Source organism: Streptomyces sp. NPDC051555 (assembly GCF_044454405.1).
GTDB lineage: Bacteria > Actinomycetota > Actinomycetes > Streptomycetales > Streptomycetaceae > Streptomyces.
The window spans coordinates 184640-201826 of record NZ_JBITDP010000004.1; the positions used below are offsets into that span (position 1 = coordinate 184640).

General features: G+C 70.3%; 11 protein-coding genes and 1 pseudogene. 5 read left to right on the forward strand and 7 right to left on the reverse strand.

Annotation, left to right across the window (positions count from 1 at the left end; all coding sequences use genetic code 11):
- The first annotated feature begins 85 nt into the window (after window positions 1-85).
- The 3 genes from ACIBEA_RS11955 (at window position 86) to ACIBEA_RS11965 (ending at window position 5330) form a co-directional block, all read left to right on the forward strand.
- Entirely contained in the window at window positions 86-3457 is a 3372-nt protein-coding gene (locus ACIBEA_RS11955) for an RNA polymerase sigma factor RpoD/SigA (protein WP_399260135.1), read from the forward strand.
- Between the two features lie 110 nt (window positions 3458-3567).
- On the forward strand, window positions 3568-4446 hold the full coding sequence (locus tag ACIBEA_RS11960; RefSeq protein WP_399259705.1) for a hypothetical protein: 879 nt from the start codon (window positions 3568-3570) through the stop codon (window positions 4444-4446).
- The gene (locus ACIBEA_RS11965) at window positions 4443-5330 is read left to right on the forward strand and encodes a DUF6339 family protein (RefSeq protein WP_399259706.1); all 888 of its coding nucleotides are present in this window, start codon (window positions 4443-4445) and stop codon (window positions 5328-5330) included. The genes ACIBEA_RS11960 and ACIBEA_RS11965 overlap by 4 nt, the downstream gene beginning before the upstream one ends.
- Here the strand turns inward: ACIBEA_RS11965 and ACIBEA_RS11970 are convergent.
- Complete coding sequence (locus ACIBEA_RS11970; protein ID WP_399259707.1) at window positions 5299-6606, reverse strand: DNA cytosine methyltransferase; 1308 nt, start codon at window positions 6604-6606, stop codon at window positions 5299-5301. The genes ACIBEA_RS11965 and ACIBEA_RS11970 overlap by 32 nt on opposite strands.
- A 176-nt stretch (window positions 6607-6782) precedes the next feature.
- Window positions 6783-7214: pseudogene (locus ACIBEA_RS11975) on the reverse strand (very short patch repair endonuclease); the annotation flags it as partial.
- Between the two features lie 265 nt (window positions 7215-7479).
- Here ACIBEA_RS11975 and ACIBEA_RS11980 point away from each other — a divergent pair.
- Entirely contained in the window at window positions 7480-9531 is a 2052-nt protein-coding gene (locus ACIBEA_RS11980; protein WP_399259708.1) for a thioredoxin domain-containing protein, read from the forward strand.
- Window positions 9532-9619: 88 nt separating this feature from the next.
- On the opposite strand, the gene ACIBEA_RS11985 is transcribed toward ACIBEA_RS11980, so the two are convergent.
- Complete coding sequence (locus tag ACIBEA_RS11985; protein WP_399259709.1) at window positions 9620-10324, reverse strand: hemolysin III family protein; 705 nt, start codon at window positions 10322-10324, stop codon at window positions 9620-9622.
- A gap of 220 nt (window positions 10325-10544) precedes the next feature.
- Here ACIBEA_RS11985 and ACIBEA_RS11990 point away from each other — a divergent pair, with 220 nt between their 5' ends.
- On the forward strand, window positions 10545-12398 hold the full coding sequence (locus ACIBEA_RS11990) for a phosphoenolpyruvate carboxykinase (GTP) (RefSeq protein ID WP_399259710.1): 1854 nt from the start codon (window positions 10545-10547) through the stop codon (window positions 12396-12398).
- A 96-nt stretch (window positions 12399-12494) separates the two neighbouring features.
- On the opposite strand, the gene ACIBEA_RS11995 is transcribed toward ACIBEA_RS11990, so the two are convergent.
- From ACIBEA_RS11995 to ACIBEA_RS12010, 4 genes are read right to left on the reverse strand one after another with little or no spacing between them, the layout of a single operon-like run.
- On the reverse strand, window positions 12495-13139 hold the full coding sequence (locus ACIBEA_RS11995) for a hypothetical protein (RefSeq protein ID WP_399259711.1): 645 nt from the start codon (window positions 13137-13139) through the stop codon (window positions 12495-12497).
- Window positions 13126-14760, reverse strand: coding sequence for a substrate-binding domain-containing protein (locus ACIBEA_RS12000; RefSeq protein ID WP_399259712.1), 1635 nt, complete (start codon window positions 14758-14760; stop codon window positions 13126-13128). Before ACIBEA_RS12000 ends, ACIBEA_RS11995 begins: the two co-directional genes overlap by 14 nt.
- Window positions 14757-15959, reverse strand: coding sequence for a toxic anion resistance protein (locus ACIBEA_RS12005; RefSeq protein ID WP_399259713.1), 1203 nt, complete (start codon window positions 15957-15959; stop codon window positions 14757-14759). The genes ACIBEA_RS12000 and ACIBEA_RS12005 overlap by 4 nt, the downstream gene beginning before the upstream one ends.
- Window positions 15956-17059 carry a hypothetical protein gene (locus ACIBEA_RS12010; RefSeq protein ID WP_399259714.1) on the reverse strand — a complete coding sequence of 368 codons (1104 nt, stop codon included), beginning with the start codon at window positions 17057-17059 and terminating at the stop codon, window positions 15956-15958. Before ACIBEA_RS12010 ends, ACIBEA_RS12005 begins: the two co-directional genes overlap by 4 nt.
- Window positions 17060-17187 lie beyond the last annotated feature (128 nt).

The following is a 17187-nucleotide window of genomic DNA, read 5'->3' on the forward strand; positions in this document are numbered from 1 at the left end:
CGAGAAGGCGCTGGCAGGAGCGGTGGGATGGATGATGGACTACGCGCCGGCACAGGTGTGATGCAGCTTCAGATGTGGGGTGACCATGGCGTGGGGCGCTACGTCCGGCGAACAGATGGATGATGCCGGCCGGGATCTGCTCCTTCGTCTCGTTCGCAGGTTCGCAGCCGAGGGAGTCGACCACCGGTGGGCCCTTGTGCATGTGGTGAAGGCCGCGCGACTCGACGGGATCGGGGCCCGCGTCCTGGCCGAGGCGGTCGAGGAGGAGCGTCTGCACCACGATGCGGGCGAGTCGTCCGGGTCCGGTACGGCTGTCGACCATGATGCCGCCGCCGATGAGGGTCCCGACGTTCCGGGCCTCCCCGAGGCCGAAGAGGTCGAAGAACTCCCGGATCCCGCCGAGTTCCGGGGAACGGTCCGGATCCATGACCTGGAGGCCGCTCGTGCCGCTGGGCGGCGTGTGCTCGACGCCGACCGCCGGCGACGGGATCCGAGCCGAACCGTGCTCAGCGCCGAGGAGGAGGTGGGGCTCGTCCTGCTGTTCCGCGGAGCGATGACGGCGACGGAGGAGTTACCCGACCGGTACGTGGTGAACCTCGAGCGTGACGGTGAGTCGTACCGGGCGTTCTCCGCGATGGTCGCCCACAACCAGGGACTGGTCCACAAGGCCGTCGGCAACCTGGGGTACCGGGACCATCCCGACTACGAGGACCTTGTGCAGCACGGCATGCGCGGCCTGATCCGTGCGGTGGAGAAGTTCGATGCCTCGCGGGGCTACAAGTTCTCCACCTATGCCACCTGGTGGATCCGGCAGAGCACTTCTCGTGCGATCGCCGATGAGGGATCGGCCATTCGGATCCCGGTGTACCTCTGGTCCGAGATCGAGAAGGTGCGACGGAGGGAGCGGGACTTCCTCGCCAGGGGTGTGAACCCCAACATCGACGATCTCTCTCTTGCCTGTGGGCTGACTCCTGAGAAAGTGACCGAGTGCCTCCGCCTGAGTCGGCGGATCGTCTCGCTCGATCAACCCGCCGGTGAGAATGTCACTCTCGGAGAGCTGGCGCTCGGCGATGTCTGCCTCGTACCGGGCCCGGAGCAGACGTTGCGGCCCGTATTCGAGCGCCAGGAGATTTCCCAATGGTTCGATGCGTGCGGTCTCACAGCGAGGAAGCGGGAGATCCTGCTGCTGCGTCATGGTTTCCTCGACGGGCGGTTCTGGACGCTGGACGACATCGGCACCAGGTTCGGCGTCACACGTGAGCGCATTCGACAGATCGAGCGACAGGCCTTGACGGACGTCAGGATCCTGCTGGGCCTTGCGCCGGACACCGCCGCCGCCGAACGACGGCGCGAGAAGGCGGCCCCCCACCTCGCCAGGGAGGCCGCAGCGAGAGCCGCGCGCAGGAGAGTTCCGGGTCAGCGGGCGGAATCGGGTTCGGCCGCGGCGCCACCGGGGCGTGGGCCGGGCATGCGGGGGACAGAGAAGAGTTCCGATGGAGGAGGGGAAACGGTGGCCTCGAACGAGAGGGAGCCGGGCGTGGGGACGATCGGGCCGGAGGCATCGGTCAGGTGGTACCACCGTCCCGGTCACGACGACGGTGGGCGGGAGTTCGGGAATGCGGCGGCCTTCGCGTTCGAGGCCGACCTGGAGGTGCTGGCGCGTGAGGCGACCCAGAACAGTCTGGACGAGCGGGTCAGGCGGAACGACCGGCCGGTCCGGGTCCGTTACACGCTGCACGAGCTGAGCGGTGATCATCTGATCCGGTTCCGCAGCGCGATCCGCTGGGACGACCTCCGGCCGCACTTCGATGCGGCCGCTGTGCAGGACCAGAAGGTCGGACGTGTCATCCGTACCGGCCTGCGCGAGATGGCCGAGAAGGAACGGCTGGTACTCCTTCGCATCGACGACTACAACGCCCATGGCCTGACCGGGGACGACTACGAGGACGGTCGGTTCGCAGCGGTGGTCCGACGTCAGCTCGACAGTCGGAAGACCGACGCGTCGGCCGGAGGCTCGTACGGTCTGGGAAAGGCCACTCTGTGGGCCACCAGTCGTCTGGGGCTGGTACTCATCAATTCGACCCTCTCCGAGCCGCACGAGGGATGTACCCGGAGCCGATTGGTCGGTCGGCTCGATCTGCCCTGGCGGGAGGTGCACGGCAGGAGGTATGCGGGGCCCGCATGGCTGGGGCGGCCGGATCCGCAGGCGGAGAACTCGGAGGTCGTCCGTTCCTGGTGGGCGGACGAGGAGACGGTCGAGGGCCTGCATCTCACCAGGGAGGGCGACGAGCCCGGCACGTCCTTCCTGATCGTGGGAGCACATGATGTGGCCAGCCTGGCCGAGGCAGGGCAGGACGTGGACGGCGATCCGAACGAGGATGAGGACAGCCTGGAGCGCATGCACCAGCGCCTTGTCCGTGCGCTGGGGCGCAATTTCTGGGCCGCGATGACGTCGGGTGGAGAACGTCAGCCCTTACTGGAGGCCTCTGTCCGGATGCTTCGCAACGGTGTGGAGCTGAAGGAGGAACGGGTGGACCCGGAGGTGCATCAGCCTGCTCGCTCACGTGCCCTTCGCGCGTTCCTCGCCGGGACCACGGTGGACCGCCTCACCCAGGCGGGTCAGGTGGCCCTCACCACCGTGCGGCTGAGACTTCCCGAGCGTGAAGGTGTCGCCGCCACGGCCGGTGAGCACCGGGCGGTGCTCCTTGTCACCGAGGCCACGGACGCCGATGGCAGGATCAATCAGGTGACGGCCATGCGAGGTAGTCGTATGACGGTCAGGACCAGTCGGGTACCCGGTCTCCCCGCCGGGACGAATCCCTTCCAGGCCGTTCTGCTCGCCGGCCGAGCGGCAGGTGACGACGCACCCTTCGCGGCCGAGGCCGAGGAGTTCCTCCGGGCGTCGGAGCCGCCGGAACACAACAAGTGGAGTCAGACGGAGGAGTTGAGGACGCGCTACTCGCCGTCCGCCCATCGGCGGATAGCGACGATGACCTCGGAGATCAACAAGGCTGTGCACCGGCTCGTGGCGATCTCGAGGAAGGAGGGGGCCAGTGGCAGGAGCAAGGTGGCCAGGCGACTCAAGATCTCGGGCAGGCCGGCGGCCAAGCCCAGGGGAGTGGTCACGCCTCCGGAACTGGACGATCTGAAGGCCGTGATCGATCCCTCCGGCGCATGGCAGATCACCGCCGTGGTCAGGATGGCGCCCGGGAGCGAGTCCTGGGCGATGGACCCCGTTGCCAAGCTCGACGTGCGCTCCGGCCCACGCCCGTCCGTCGGGTGGGCCGAACTGGCCGCCGTGAGCGGCTGCGAACTGGTCGGCGGTGTTCTGCATTTCGCGCCGGGAATGCGCCGTGCCGTCTTCCGGGGTGTCACCGACGTCTCCACCCATCCGGTACGAGCAGCGCTCACGGGCCTCGTCGTCGAGCTCCGGGAGAACAAGGAGGCCATCGCGTGAAGGTCTACCCGTACCCCCGGCTCGCCGGCGCGGTGACCGCTCGCGTCACGGCAGTCCGCCTGCGCGGGCCCGGCGGCAGCCGCGAACAGCTGGACTCCCGCGGCTGCTCGGTGGTCGAGCAGGTAGTGGCACTCGGCATGGCCGAACGGGACGACTGGCAGACGGCACGGCTCGCCGTGACGGCCACGGTGCCCTCACGTGAGATCGGGTCGACGGGCCCTTGGTCCGAGGTCGCGGTCGTCGCCGTCCTGGCGGAGGGGGCGACCAACACCCGGACCGTGATCCGATTGGAGCCCTGTCCGGAGGGCGGCCGGGAATGGTCCGGGGAGATCGAGATCGATCGGAATCTCCACGTCGATCGAGCTGCCCTCGCCGTGCACGTGGTGGCGACGGTGGGGGGCGTGGCGGGTCGGATCATCGGCTCGACCGACCGGGAGTGGCTGATCGACGTGACGTCCGATCATCCGCTCAGGGATCGCCAACTGGACTTCAGTGTGGTCAGTTTCGCCCGTGGTGCGGAGTGGCTGCGGAACTTCCGGGATGCGCCCTGGGCGGTGGACACCTCGGGAAGGATGCCGGCCGTACGTCTGAACTCGGATTTCGAGGGGTTCGCGGCGCTCGTCCAGGAGCCCCGCTCGACGATGGAGGCGGTGGTGAGCGAGATGGCGCAGGCCCAGATGTGCGCCGATGTGTGGACCGCCGTGTTCCACACCGCTCTCGGTGATCTGGAGGTCGAGGACGACGGAATGCCGCTCTTCCCGCCCGATTGGCGGGGGGCGGTGCTCCGGGAGATGCTCCCCGACGTCATCCCCGGTCGTTCGGCACAGGATGCTCTCCGTGAGGTGCACACCCGGCGCAACGGCGGGGGGAGTTGGACGGATCTGCAACCGCGCATCCAGTACGCCGCTGCTCGGCGTGCCGAGATTCCCAGGGCATTGGCCTCCGCTGTCCGCGACATCGAACGATTCGATCAGGAGACCCACGCGTGACCTTGCGACCCGAATACCTGCCGGAGCGGTTGGCCCTGCTCTCCGACGTGCAGGCCGCCGAGTTCCTCTCCACGGGGCTGCTCGAGGGCCATGGCGACGTGCCGTCCATAGCGTTGAACAAGGTCGCCGAGCCCCTTGAGGGTGACGACGGGCGCCTGGATCTGCATCGGGTCCGCGACCTCGTCGACGACGTGCTGAACAGGTTCCGGGCCGAGCGCCCCACCGCAGCGGACGCCTGGTTGGCGCCGCGCCTGCACGAGACCCTCCGACTGACGCGCAGGGAGGCCGCCGAGAAGCAGGTATGGACATATCTGGCCCTCGGAGTCGCTCCGGACTACGTCGTCTGGCGCCACCTGCCCGAGCCGAAGGTCGACGGTTCACGAGGACGTGTGGCCCGCGACAGGTTCGTCGGTCCGCACTACAAGCAGGCGTTCGCCAGGCTCTGGTGGGCTGCGGAGCTCTTCCGGGACGGCTCTGACTACCGGCCGGTCGTCGTGGCCTGTGGCAACCAGGACATGCTGAACTCGGCACTTCGGCTCGACATCATCGATCACCGACCGACGGCCCAGGCACTCGTCAGGTTGCTGGAGCGGGGAACCGTGCGTACCGGTCGTGAGGTCAACGCTCTGACGCCTGCGATCAACGCCGCTGCGGCAACCTTGATGTACGACGTCGTTGCCCCGGACGTGGAACGCGACGGCGAGGCCGCGCGTGACTGGATCGCAGGGGCTGCATCGGCCGTTCCCTCACCCCGGAACCGGCTTCCCGAGGGCCCGGAGGAGGAGCGGACCCCCGAGGGTTCGGTGCAGAGCCTCGTGGCCCACTTCGAGGAGCTGTTCGCCGACGCCCCGATCAGGGGGCGGACTTCGGAGCGGCCCGAGTAACCTTGTGCCCGTCCCGAGGGCATTGGCTCCGATCACCGCATCCGATGGCGCGCAGCTCATCGGCAGTGGCGTCGGGAACGGCCGGCCAGCTCGCCGAACGCGCCAATTCGTCGTCGGTGGGGGCGATGCCGCGGAGTGCCCTGCTGAGCACGTGCATGCCGAGCCGGGGCGGTACCGCATTGCCCACCTGCTGCGCCTGGTGGTGCCCCGACCAGGGGAAGTTGTGCGGAAAGGTCTGGAGCACTCCGGATTCGGCGATGGTGAAGCGGTCCGACCTCCCGGCATCGTGGTCCTCCGCGCTCTTGTACACCTTGTTCCGCGACACCTTGCCGGTGACCGTGAAGGCGGGCTCGGAGGACTTGCGCCGGCCCCGGTTCTTCGGATCGCCGTTCGATCCGTAGTTCGAGACGACGAAGAATTCCGTCTTTCCTCCTGTGCGCAGCCGGGAGATGTCGATCGAACCCCCCCTCGGTGTGCTCGCGTCGTCGAGTGCCTGCGCCATCGACAGCCAGGGGGCCCGGGTTCCGCGGCTGTTCGGAAGCATCTCGGCCTGGGCGGCGGAGCTCTGCCCACGGCGCAGGTCGAAGGGCAGGTGCGTCGCCTCGGGTCGCTCGACGGCTCCGGACCCCACGAGTCGGGCGACGAGTACGGCGCGTGTGCGCGTCTGCGGGACCCCGAACTGTTCGGTCTTCAGCTCCCAGCAGTCGGCTTCGTACTTGACCCCTTGGAGGCGTCCCTCGCCGCTGCGCAGGAGCTGGGCGTAGACCTCCCACAGCGGTAGGACCGCGGGGACCTGTTCCAGGACGATCACCCGGTACGGGTCGCGGTCCTTCGCCTCTATCGCCTTGAGGAGCCAGCGGAGGGGTTCGAGCACCAGAGCGGTGCGTGGGTCGACCCCCATGGCATGCAGGTCCTTGTCGATCTGCGCTTCGTTCTTCCCGCTCACCAGACGGTGGATGAACTCTTTCACGGTGTCGAGTGCCGCCCGTCCCGCGCCGTGCCCCGCGACGGAGAACGACTGGCAGGGAGGGCCGCCGGCGAGCACGTCGACCGACGAGGGGATCTCGTCGAAACGGCTCTCGCGCATGACGCTGACGTCGGCATGGTAGGTCGGCAGGCCCGCTGCGTAGCGTGTCTCGCACGCGTTCCGGTCCCACTCGATGCCGATGCTCTTGAAGCCCAGGAAGTGCGCGGCCACGTCGAGCCCGCCGGGACCCGCGAACAGGTCCAGGATGCGGACTTCATCGAGAGGGTGTTGGCTTCCTGGGCTGCTCATGGAGCCGAAGTCTAGCCGGCCTCGGTGACACGACTGCCTGTGCGGTTCGAACTGCGGTGGCCTCGGGATCGCCGACCGCGGGCAGCGCCCCCGGTCGCAGGTGTGCGATCGCTCGCGGATGCGACACCTGCTGTTCCGGAGGTCGTGGCCCGACGGATCCGTGCCGCCCCTGTCGCCCCGGGAGCCGACCGGCGCCTCGTCCGTTCCACGACTTCGGCCACCTCTCGTGCGACGGCCTCCGGTGACTCGTGCTCCCAGAAGCGCAGGACCGTCCATCCCTGGGAGCGGAGTTGTGCAGTGGTCCCCAGATCCCGCTCGATGTTGCGGTCGAGCTTCTCGCGCCACCAGGATGCGTTCGCCTTGGGGCTGGTTGCATGCTCCGGACAGCCGTGCCAGAAGCAGCCGTCGATGAGGACAGCCAGTTTCATGCGCGTGAACGCCACGTCGATCTTGCGTCTGGGCATGCCCGGGACCGGAAAGTGGACGCGGTAGCGGTAGCCGGAGGCATGGAGAAGCCGTCGCACGGCCCGTTCGGCACCTGTGTCCCGGCTGGCCTGTCTGCTCATCCTGGCGGACACCTCAGGACTGGAGGGCGGGGCGGCTCGCATGATCCCAGTGTCCCGATTCCCGGCGCGGTGCGGAACCGTCACGCGTCACCGGATCCTGAACGGGTTCCCCACGGCCTCCGAGATGTGGCGGTACAGGTCAAGGGCGAGATGTCGATCCGTACGAGGAGGGGACACGGCGCCGAGGTCGCCGATCATGGTGGCGCCGTTCGGCCGGCCGAGCAGCACTGTCCGACTGCTGAAGGTTCAATGTGCCGCCGAGTGGCGTACACGGAGCCCGCTTCGTCCGGGTGGCAGACTGTCGACCATGAATCGGCTGGCTGATGAGACCTCGCCCTACCTGCTCCAGCACGCCGACAACCCCGTCGACTGGTGGCCCTGGTCGCCGGAGGCGTTCGCGGCGGCGCGGGAGCGGGGGGTGCCCGTGCTGCTCAGCGTCGGGTACTCCAGCTGCCACTGGTGCCATGTGATGGCTCATGAGTCCTTCGAGGACGAGTTGTCCGCCGCCTACATGAACGAGCACTTCGTCAACATCAAGGTCGACCGCGAAGAGCGTCCCGACATCGACGCCGTCTACATGGAGGCCGTTCAGGCGGCGACGGGGCAGGGCGGTTGGCCCATGACCGTCTTCCTCAACGCCGAGGCCGAGCCGTTCTACTTCGGGACCTACTTCCCGCCCGAGCCGCGGCACGGGATGCCCTCCTTCACGCAGGTGCTCGAAGGCGTGCGGGCCGCCTGGGTCGGGCGGCCCGAGGAGGTCGCCGAGGTCGCGCGGCGGATCGTGGGGGACCTGGCCGGAAGGAAGTTGGACTACGGCAAGGCCGGCCTGCCCGGCGCAGAGGTGCCCGGGCAGGCGCTGCTGAGGCTGACCCGGGAGTACGACGAGGCGCACGGCGGGTTCGGCGGGGCCCCGAAGTTCCCGCCGTCCATGGTCATCGAGTTCCTGCTGCGCCACCACGCCCGCACGGGAGCCGAGGGCGCGCTGGAGATGGCCGAGCGGACCTGCGAGGCGATGGCCCGCGGCGGGATCTACGACCAGCTCGGCGGCGGCTTCGCGCGCTATGCGGTGGACCGGGAGTGGGTGGTCCCGCACTTCGAGAAGATGCTCTACGACAACGCCCTGCTCTGCCGGGCGTACGCGCACCTGTGGCGCACCACCGGTTCCGCGCTGGCCCGGCGGGTCGCCCTGGAGACCGCTGACTTCATGGTCCGGGAACTGCGCACCCGCGAGGGCGGCTTCGCCTCCGCGCTGGACGCCGACAGCGAGGACCCGGCCACCGGGGAACACGTGGAGGGCGCGTACTACGCCTGGACCCCCGCGCAGCTGATCGAGGTGCTGGGAGCGGCGGACGGGGAGTTCGCGGCCGCGCTCTTCGGGGTGACCGAGGAGGGCACCTTCGAGCACGGGACCTCGGTGCTGCAACTGCCCGCCGGCGGCCCCGCGGCGGACGACGACCGGGTGGCCGGGATCAAGGCGCGGTTGCTCGCCGCCCGCGCGCAGCGCCCGGCGCCCGGCCGGGACGACAAGGTCGTGGCCGCCTGGAACGGGCTGGCCGTCGCCGCCCTGGCCGAGTGCGGGGCGTACTTCGACCGCCCCGACCTGGTCGAGCGGGCCACCGAGGCCGCGGACCTGCTCGTCCGGGTGCACATGGACGGCCGCGCCCGCCTCGCCCGGACCAGCAAGGATGGCACGGTAGGCGTCAACGCCGGGGTGCTGGAGGACTACGGCGACGTCGCCGAGGGATTCCTCGCGCTGGCGGCGGTCACCGGCGAGGGGGTGTGGCTGGAGTTCGCCGGCTTCCTCGTGGACCTGGTGCTGGACCGGTTCACGGCCGAGGACGGGTCGCTGTACGACACCGCGCACGACGCCGAGCAGCTGATCCGGCGCCCGCAGGACCCGACGGACAGCGCGGCGCCCTCGGGGTGGACGGCGGCCGCCGGGGCGCTCCTGTCGTACGCCGCGCACACCGGCTCGGAGGCGCACCGGACGGCGGCCGAGCGGGCGCTCGGGGTGGTGGGGGCGCTCGGGCCGCGGGCCCCGCGCTTCATCGGGCAGGGGCTGGCGGTGGTCGAGGCGCTCCTGGACGGGCCGCGCGAGGTGGCGGTGGCCGGGCATCCGGAGGATCCGGCGACGGCCGCGCTGCACCGGGCCGCGCTGCTGGGGGCGGCCCCCGGCGCGGTGGTGGCGGCCGGGCTGCCGGGGAAGGCGGACGGGAGCGTCGGGGAGTTCCCGCTGCTGGCCGGCCGGACCCTGGTGGGGGACCTGCCGACGGCGTACGTGTGCCGGCACTTCGTCTGCGCGCTGCCGACGACGGACCCGGCGGAGCTGGCCGACCAGTTGGCGACGGCCCGCCCCTGACCTGAGGCCGGCCCCCTGAGGCCGGTCAGGAAACCGACGACGGCGCCCCGGACCCCGTGAGGGGGTCCGGGGCGCCGTCGTGCGGTCGCTACGCGTGCTGGGCGGCGGCCATTGCGATGCCGACGAAGTGGGTGACGAAGGCGACCAGGGTCAGCGAGTGGAAGACCTCGTGGAAGCCGAAGTAGCGGACGGAGGGGTTGGGGCGCTTCATCCCGTAGATGACCCCGCCCACGCTGTAGAGCAGTCCGCCGACGATCACCAGCACCAGGACCGCGATGCCGCCCGTGCGCATGAAGTCGGGGAGGAAGAAGACGGCCGCCCAACCCATGGCGATGTAGCAGGGCGTGTAGAGCCAGCGCGGGGCGCCGACCCAGAAGACCCGGAAGGCGATCCCGGCCGCGGCGGCGATCCAGACGGCCCACAGGAGCGTCCGTCCGGTGGAGGCCGGGAGCAGGAGCACCGTCAGCGGGGTATAGGTCCCTGCGATGATCAGGAAAATGTTGGCGTGGTCGAGGCGGCGCAGGATCGCTTCGCCGCGCGGTCCCCAGGTGCCCCTGTGGTAGACCGCGCTGACACCGAAGAGCAGGCAGGCCGTGAGGACGTAGATCCCACAGGCGACCCGGGCCTTCGTCGAGTCCGTGAACGTCATGAGCGCCAGACCCGCGACCACCACGGCGGGGAACATCCCGGTGTGGAGCCAGCCGCGCATCAGCGGCTTGATCTCCGGTTCGGCCCCGGCTTCGACCTGCGGTCCAGCCAGGGGGGTGGCCACGGCGGCGGCGTCAGAAGTCATGGTCCTCATGCTACCTACGGGTGCGTAGGTTTCGGTTAGTGCGCTTTGCCGAAGATTGACACGAGTGGTGATGCTCACGTGAGAGGCCCCCTGGACATATGCGCACACGCACCCGATGATCAGATGAGTGCGGTCGGCACCGGATGAGCGGAGCGCGAAGCATCCGGGTCGCAGCCCCCACGGGGCAAACACCAAACAAACCCCTCAACAAGGAGCAATCGTGGCGCGCGACAACGCGGCTCCCACCACCCACCCGACGGTCCTCCCCACTGATCACGCCGAACTGATCACCTGGGTCGACGAGATCGCCGCGATCACCGAGCCGGACCGGATCGTCTGGTGCGACGGATCCGAGGCCGAGTACGAGCGCCTGTGCGGGGAGCTCGTGGCCCAGGGCACGTTCAAGAAGCTGGACCCGGCCAAGCGCCCGAACTCGTACTACGCCGCCTCCGACCCCACCGACGTCGCGCGCGTCGAGGACCGGACCTTCATCTGCTCCGAGAAGGCCGAGGACGCGGGCCCCACGAACCACTGGAAGGCTCCTTCGGAAATGAAGGAGATCTTCGCGGGGGAGAAGGGGATCTTCCGCGGCGCCATGAAGGGCCGGACGATGTACGTCGTCCCCTTCTGCATGGGCCCGCTCGGCTCCGAGCTGTCCGCGATCGGCGTCGAGATCACCGACTCCGCCTACGTCGCCGTCGCCATGCGCACCATGACCCGCATGGGAGCCCCCGTCCTCGCCGAGCTCGGCACCGACGGGTTCTTCGTCAAGGCCGTCCACACCCTCGGTGCGCCGCTCGCCGAGGGCCAGGCCGACGTGCCGTGGCCCTGCAACACCACCAAGTACATCTCGCACTTCCCCGAGACCCGCGAGATCTGGTCCTTCGGCTCCGGCTACGGCGGCAACGCCCTGCTCGGCAAGAAGTGCTACGCCCTGCGCATCGCGTCCGTCATGGCCCGCGACGAGGGCTGGCTCGCCGAGCACATGCTGATCCTCAAGCTGACCCCGCCGGCCTCCGCCTCCGGCCAGGACGAGTCGAAGTACATCGCCGCCGCGTTCCCGAGCGCCTGCGGAAAGACCAACCTCGCCATGCTGGAGCCCACGATCCCCGGCTGGACGGTCGAGACGGTCGGCGACGACATCGCCTGGATGCGCTTCGGCGCCGACGGTCGCCTCTACGCGATCAACCCCGAGGCCGGCTTCTTCGGCGTCGCCCCCGGCACCGGCGAGCACACCAACGCCAACGCCATGAAGACGATGTACGCCAACACCGTCTTCACGAACGTCGCGCTCACCCCGGACGGCTCCGACGTGTGGTGGGAGGGCATGACCGAAGAGGCGCCCGCGCACCTCATCGACTGGAAGGGCAACGCCTGGACCCCGGAGAGCGACACCCCGGCGGCCCACCCCAACGCCCGCTTCGCCGTCCCGGCCTCCCAGTGCCCGACGATCGCCCCCGAGTGGGAGGACCCCAAGGGCGTCCCGATCTCCGCGATCCTCTTCGGCGGCCGCCGCGCCTCCGCCGTGCCGCTGGTCACCGAGTCCTTCGACTGGAACCACGGCGTCTTCATCGGGTCGAACATCGCCTCCGAGAAGACCGCCGCCGCCGAGGGCAAGGTCGGCGAGCTGCGCCGCGACCCCTTCGCCATGCTGCCGTTCTGCGGCTACAACATGGGCGACTACATGGGTCACTGGATCAAGGTCGGCGCCGACAAGGACCAGGCCAAGCTCCCGAAGATCTACTACGTGAACTGGTTCCGCAAGAACGACGCGGGCAAGTTCGTGTGGCCCGGCTTCGGCGAGAACAGCCGCGTCCTGAAGTGGATCGTCGAGCGCCTCGACGGCACCGCCGAGGGCGTCGAGACCCCGATCGGCATCCTGCCGACCGTGGCCTCACTCGACACCGACGGCCTGGACCTGCCGGCCGAGGACCTCGACTTCCTGCTCACCGTCGACAAGGAGATCTGGCGCGACGAGGCCGCACTGGTCCCCGAGCACCTGAACACCTACGGCGACCACACTCCCAAGGAGCTGTGGGACCAGTACCACGCACTGGTCGAGCGCCTCGGCTAGTCACCCCGGCCACCTCGTGGCCCACCCCGGCCACCTCGTGGCCCCAAGAACCGCGGCCGGCTGTCCCCGGCCGAGGACCGACGCGGGATGTCCCGACTAGGATTCCCTGCGACCTTCCAAATAGGTCGTGTGCGTCTGCTGACGGCGGGCCTCTGCTTCTCGGAGGCCCGCCGTCATGCGTTCCGCCTCGTCGTGGAGCGCCGACAACTGCCGCTCCAGGTGTCGCTCCGGCGGATCCCCGCCCGGCGTGAGCCGGGTCCACCAGCGGGTGCGGTTGTAGCTGTCCACGCACTCCGGCACGTCCTGCCGGATCCCCCGGGACAGCGCGTGCACCGTCTCCGCATCGCCCGCCAGGACGTCCGCGACCCAGCCGGGGTCGAGCATCGCCCCGTACAGGTCCATCAGCTCGGTGAGCCGGCCCCCGGCGGCCGGCGTCAGCTCCACCTCCGCCAGGTACTGCCGCAACCGCCCGAAATCCGCGCGCAGCGTGTCCAGTTCCTCGGCCGCGTCCGGGACCGGCGGGAGGTCCGCGACCTCCGGCGGGGCGATCAGCGCGCCCGCGCCGTACAGCCCCGCGACCACCAGCGGCCAGAACGTCCCGGCCGCCCCCGTCACGGTCAGGGCCAGCCCGGCCAGCCCGCCGGCGCAGCCCGCCAGGTTCTTCTTCGACTCCAGGTAGCCGAGGGTCCGGCCCCCCGCGCCGCCGCCGCTCCTCCCGCTCCCGCTCCTACTGGTAGCCACGGATCTCCTCGAAGGCGCCGTCCAGCGAACCCTTGCCGTCAGTGGCGTCGAAGAGCCGCCCGCCGGTCAGCTCCGTGATGCGGGAGAGCTCCTTGCGGGAGGAGTCGCCGAAGAGCACCGCGAAGACGGGGGTGTGCTTCTGCGCCTCCGGCAGCCCAGCGTAGAAGGACTCGAACTCCTTCGCACTGTCCCCGCTCTCCCCGTCGGTCATCAGCACGATCGAGGTGAAGGCGTCCGCGCCGCCCTTCCCCAGGTGCTGGTACGCCGCTTTCAGGCTGCCGTAGACCGCCGTGCCCCCGTCCGCGTCCAGGGACTTCACATCCCCGCGGATGGCGTCCAGGGCGCTGCCCGGGTTCCCCGGTTCGACGACGTGCGTCAGGACCTTCTTCACCCCGTCGCCGAAGGGCAGCAGTGTCACCTCCTCGCGGTCGCGGAAGCGCTGCCCCGTCCCCGAACTCCCCGTGCCCGTCAGCTCGGTGAGCGCGGCCTTCAGCCGCTTGATCCGGTCCCCGGCCATCGAGCCCGAGGTGTCCAGGACGTACACGGTCCGCGAGGGGCGGCGCAGTACGTTCTCGTACGAGCCCAGCAGCCCGTCCGCGACCGCCAGGCTGCCGGGGAACGGCAGCTCGCGCCGCTTGTCCGCGGCCAGGGCCGCCGCCGGCGCCACCCCCGGGGCCACCGGGCGGCGCAGGGTCTGCTCGGTGATCGCCTTCTGGGCGGCCTCGCCCCGCAGGTACCCGGTCAGCGCCCGGCCCGACTCGCGCGCCCCGGCCGGGGCCGAGGTCAGGAGGGTCAACGGGTAGCCGGCGGTGACCACCCCGTCGCGCGGGCGGATCACCGTCAGGCCGGCCTTGTCGTCCCGGTTCATGGACAGCAGCACCGACTCGTAGTTGACCAGGGCGTCCACGTCCGGCCGCTTGGCATAGGCGGTGGCGAGCCAGCCCGAGGACCCGGACGTCAGCTTCTGACCGGTGAAGAACTCCTTGAGCTGCGGGGCGGCCTTGGCCACGTCCGCCTCGGTCAGCGCGGACTGGGCCCCGGAGAGGCCGGAGGCGACGGAGACCAGCGCGGCGAAGCCCGAGTTGGAGCGCACCGGATCGGTCATCCCGTACGACAGCTTCCCGGCGGCCACCGCCTGGTGCACGGCCGACCAGGTCACCTCCTCCGGCTTCCAGCCGAGCCGGGCCATCGCCTCGGGCCGCACCCCCAGCGCGACCGGCGAGGACATCACCGGCGTCTCGGAGCTGAGCTTGCCCGCCGCCCCGGGACGCAGCCGCAGGTAGTCGTTGGAGGAGAGCCAGATCGCGTCGTACTTCCCGTCGGCCGTGCCGGAGGCGACCTGCTCGGCCGCGTCCAGGGTGCCCGACCAGGTCAGCTCGACGGTGACCCCCGTGGCCTTCTTCGCCCCTTCCAGGACCGGACCCAGGTCCGCCAGCTCGCTGGAGGCCAGCACCCGCAGCGTGCCGTCCCGGTACGGGCTCGCCTTGGGCCCGCCCGAACCGCCCGAACCGCCCGAACCATCAGATCCGTCCGAGGTGCAGGCGGTGGCGCCGAGCAGGGCGGCGGCCAGTGCGACGGCCGCCGCGAGGCGTCTGCGGAGCACGGCGCCGCGCCGGCTCATCGGGCGCCCCCTTCGAGGGCGCCCGCGGACCGGGTGCGCTCCAGGTAGCCGGAAGCGGCCCGGAGTTCGCCGGTCAGGGACTCGATGGTGGCGGCCATGTTCTCGGTGGCCTGCACCTTGAAGGTGTCGATGGTGTCCAGGGTCTGGTAGATCTGCGCGAACGCCGTGCGCAGGGTCTCCGCCCCCACGGCCGGATCGGCGGCGATCCGCTGGATCTCGCCGCTCTGCGTGGACAGCATCTGCGCGTTCCCGCGGATCAGTTCCTCGGTGGTGTCGCGCAGGGTGGTGACCTGCTCGATCACCTTGCGCTGGCTCTCGAGCGCGGAGGCCAGCATGACGGCGATCCGCAGGGCCGAGACCGTCGTGGTCGCGGCCCGGTCGACGCCCTTGACCAACTCCTCGTTGGTGCGCCGCACCACGTCCATCGCCAGGTACCCCTGCGCGCAGACGGCGAGCTGGGTCAGCAGGTCCTGGTGCTTCTGCCGGACCGGGAAGAGGACGTCCGCGCGCAGCGCGTCCGCCTGCGCGGGGTCGGTGTGCTCGGTCTCGGCGATCCGCTGCCCGATCGCCCCGTCGAGGGCTTCGGTGAGGACGACGTACTCCTGGAGCTTGCCCATCGTCTCCCAGAGCCGGGCCCGCTCGGTGTGCAGCGCGGCGTTGTCGCGGCGCAGCTCGTCCTGGCCGCCGCGCAGCGCGCCGACGATCCGGTTGAGGGTGGCTTGCGAGGAGGCGTACTTCGCCACGTGGTCGCGGAACCTGTTGCCGCCCGGGAGCTTGGCCAGGAGGCGCCGGGCGCCCTTGGCCGGGGTGTCGCGTGGGTCCAGGTCCTCGACGGTGCGCCGCAGCTCGACCAGCGAGCCGGCGACCCGGGCCTGTGCGTCCCCGCCTTCCGTGCCGAGCGAGCGCACGGCCCGGTCCAGCATCCGGTTGGACTGCTGGGAGGCGCCCCGGATGTCGGCGGCGCCGAGCCCGGCGATCTCGCCGATGCGCTGCGCGAACTCGGGGGAGCGGGCGTCGAGTCCGGCGAGCGAACCGACGTACTCCCCGGCCCGGCGGGCCATCTCGTCGCGGACCCCGTCCTGCAGCGGCACCAGGCCCGCGGCCTGTTCCGTGCGGATCGCGGCGACCGGTTCGGGCGCGGTCAGGACCAGCGGGCCGTCCCCGGAGGATCCGGGCCCCTCGGGAGGTGTCAGTGTCATGGCGTGTCCCCCTGCGCCTTGGCGCGCGCCGCGAGCGTCATCAGGATCTTGACGGTGGGCGTGTTCACCTGGCGGATTCCGGTGAGCTTCTGGTTGAGGTGGTCGGTGTGCGGGGCGGTGGCGGCGGTGAACTCGGCCATCCCGTCCTGCGGGCGCAGCCCGTGCCCGACGGCCAGCCGGCGCAGGGTCGGATCGGTGGCCAGCAGGCCGCCGAGGTCCTTGGCCTTGTCGTTCAGCGGTACGAAGGTGTGCGCGGAGTTGACGGTGGTGTCCGGGTAGAGGACCACCACGGCGTCGAGGTCGGCCGCCTGCTCCCGCAGCAGCAGCGCGGCGACCTGGGACTCGTACACCAGGATGAGCGGATCGCCCGCGCCGCTGATGAAGGCCCGGAAGGGATCGTCGGTGGAGGGCGGCAGCGCGCCCTGGACGGCGATCAGCTTGCGCAGCAGCGGTGCGGTGCGGTTGATGCCCGCGTCGTCCGAGACGACGGTGTTGTCGTTGGCGACGTTGGAGGCCGCGGCGAGGAAGAGCGCGCCGGAGTTGGACGAGGCGGGATCGGTGGTCTTGACGAACACCGTTCCGGTCAGTGCGGCGTCGGCGGCGGATCCGGGCAGCTGCTGCCAGGTGCGGTCCTCGGCGGCGGCCTTGAGGTAGGGACCCATGAGGAGGGTGCCGGTGTGCTTGCCGGTCATCGTCACGAGCTTGTTGTCGGCGAGCACCTTGGCGGCGCTCGCGCGGGCCACGACGACGAGCGGCGAGTAGAAGGGACGGGTGGTCTGCGCGCCCTGGAGCTTGGCCTTGGCCTCGATCTCGCGGGCGGGCTCGCTGCTGCTGGGGAAGGCGAAGTCGTACTGCTCCAGGGGCAGTTTGTCCATCGCCCAGGACCCGGAGGTCTCCGTCTTGACGGTGTAGCCCTTGGCGGCCAGGGCCTTCACCACGTCGGGATCGTCGAAGAACTCGGCCTTCTCCGAACCGATGACTCCCCGCACGGTCTTCGTTGCCGTGCGCTCTGTGCCCCGGTCTCCGTGGCCCACCAGGACGACGGCTATGACGCCGCCGATCAGGAGGGCCGCCAGGGCTATTCCGAAGATGCGTCTCACGAGGGCAGCGTGCTCACGGAAACCCACATTCCGCGCGCGGTTGAGTGAACGTCAGGTGAGCAGGTGGTCCCACTTCGACCGCGGGTGAATCATCGGTGCATGAAGCGGTGCGTGAAGCGAGGCTCGGG

What these genes read in the sequence shown, in the direction of transcription:
- ACIBEA_RS11955 (WP_399260135.1), top strand. Translation starts at nt 86, where the DNA reads ATGGCGTGGGGCGCTACGTCCGGCGAACAGATGGATGATGCCGGCCGG.
- ACIBEA_RS11970 (WP_399259707.1), bottom strand. Translation starts at nt 6,606, where the DNA reads ATGAGCAGCCCAGGAAGCCAACACCCTCTCGATGAAGTCCGCATCCTG.
- ACIBEA_RS11980 (WP_399259708.1), top strand. Translation starts at nt 7,480, where the DNA reads ATGAATCGGCTGGCTGATGAGACCTCGCCCTACCTGCTCCAGCACGCC.
- ACIBEA_RS11985 (WP_399259709.1), bottom strand. Translation starts at nt 10,324, where the DNA reads ATGACTTCTGACGCCGCCGCCGTGGCCACCCCCCTGGCTGGACCGCAG.
- ACIBEA_RS12000 (WP_399259712.1), bottom strand. Translation starts at nt 14,760, where the DNA reads ATGAGCCGGCGCGGCGCCGTGCTCCGCAGACGCCTCGCGGCGGCCGTC.
- ACIBEA_RS12005 (WP_399259713.1), bottom strand. Translation starts at nt 15,959, where the DNA reads ATGACACTGACACCTCCCGAGGGGCCCGGATCCTCCGGGGACGGCCCG.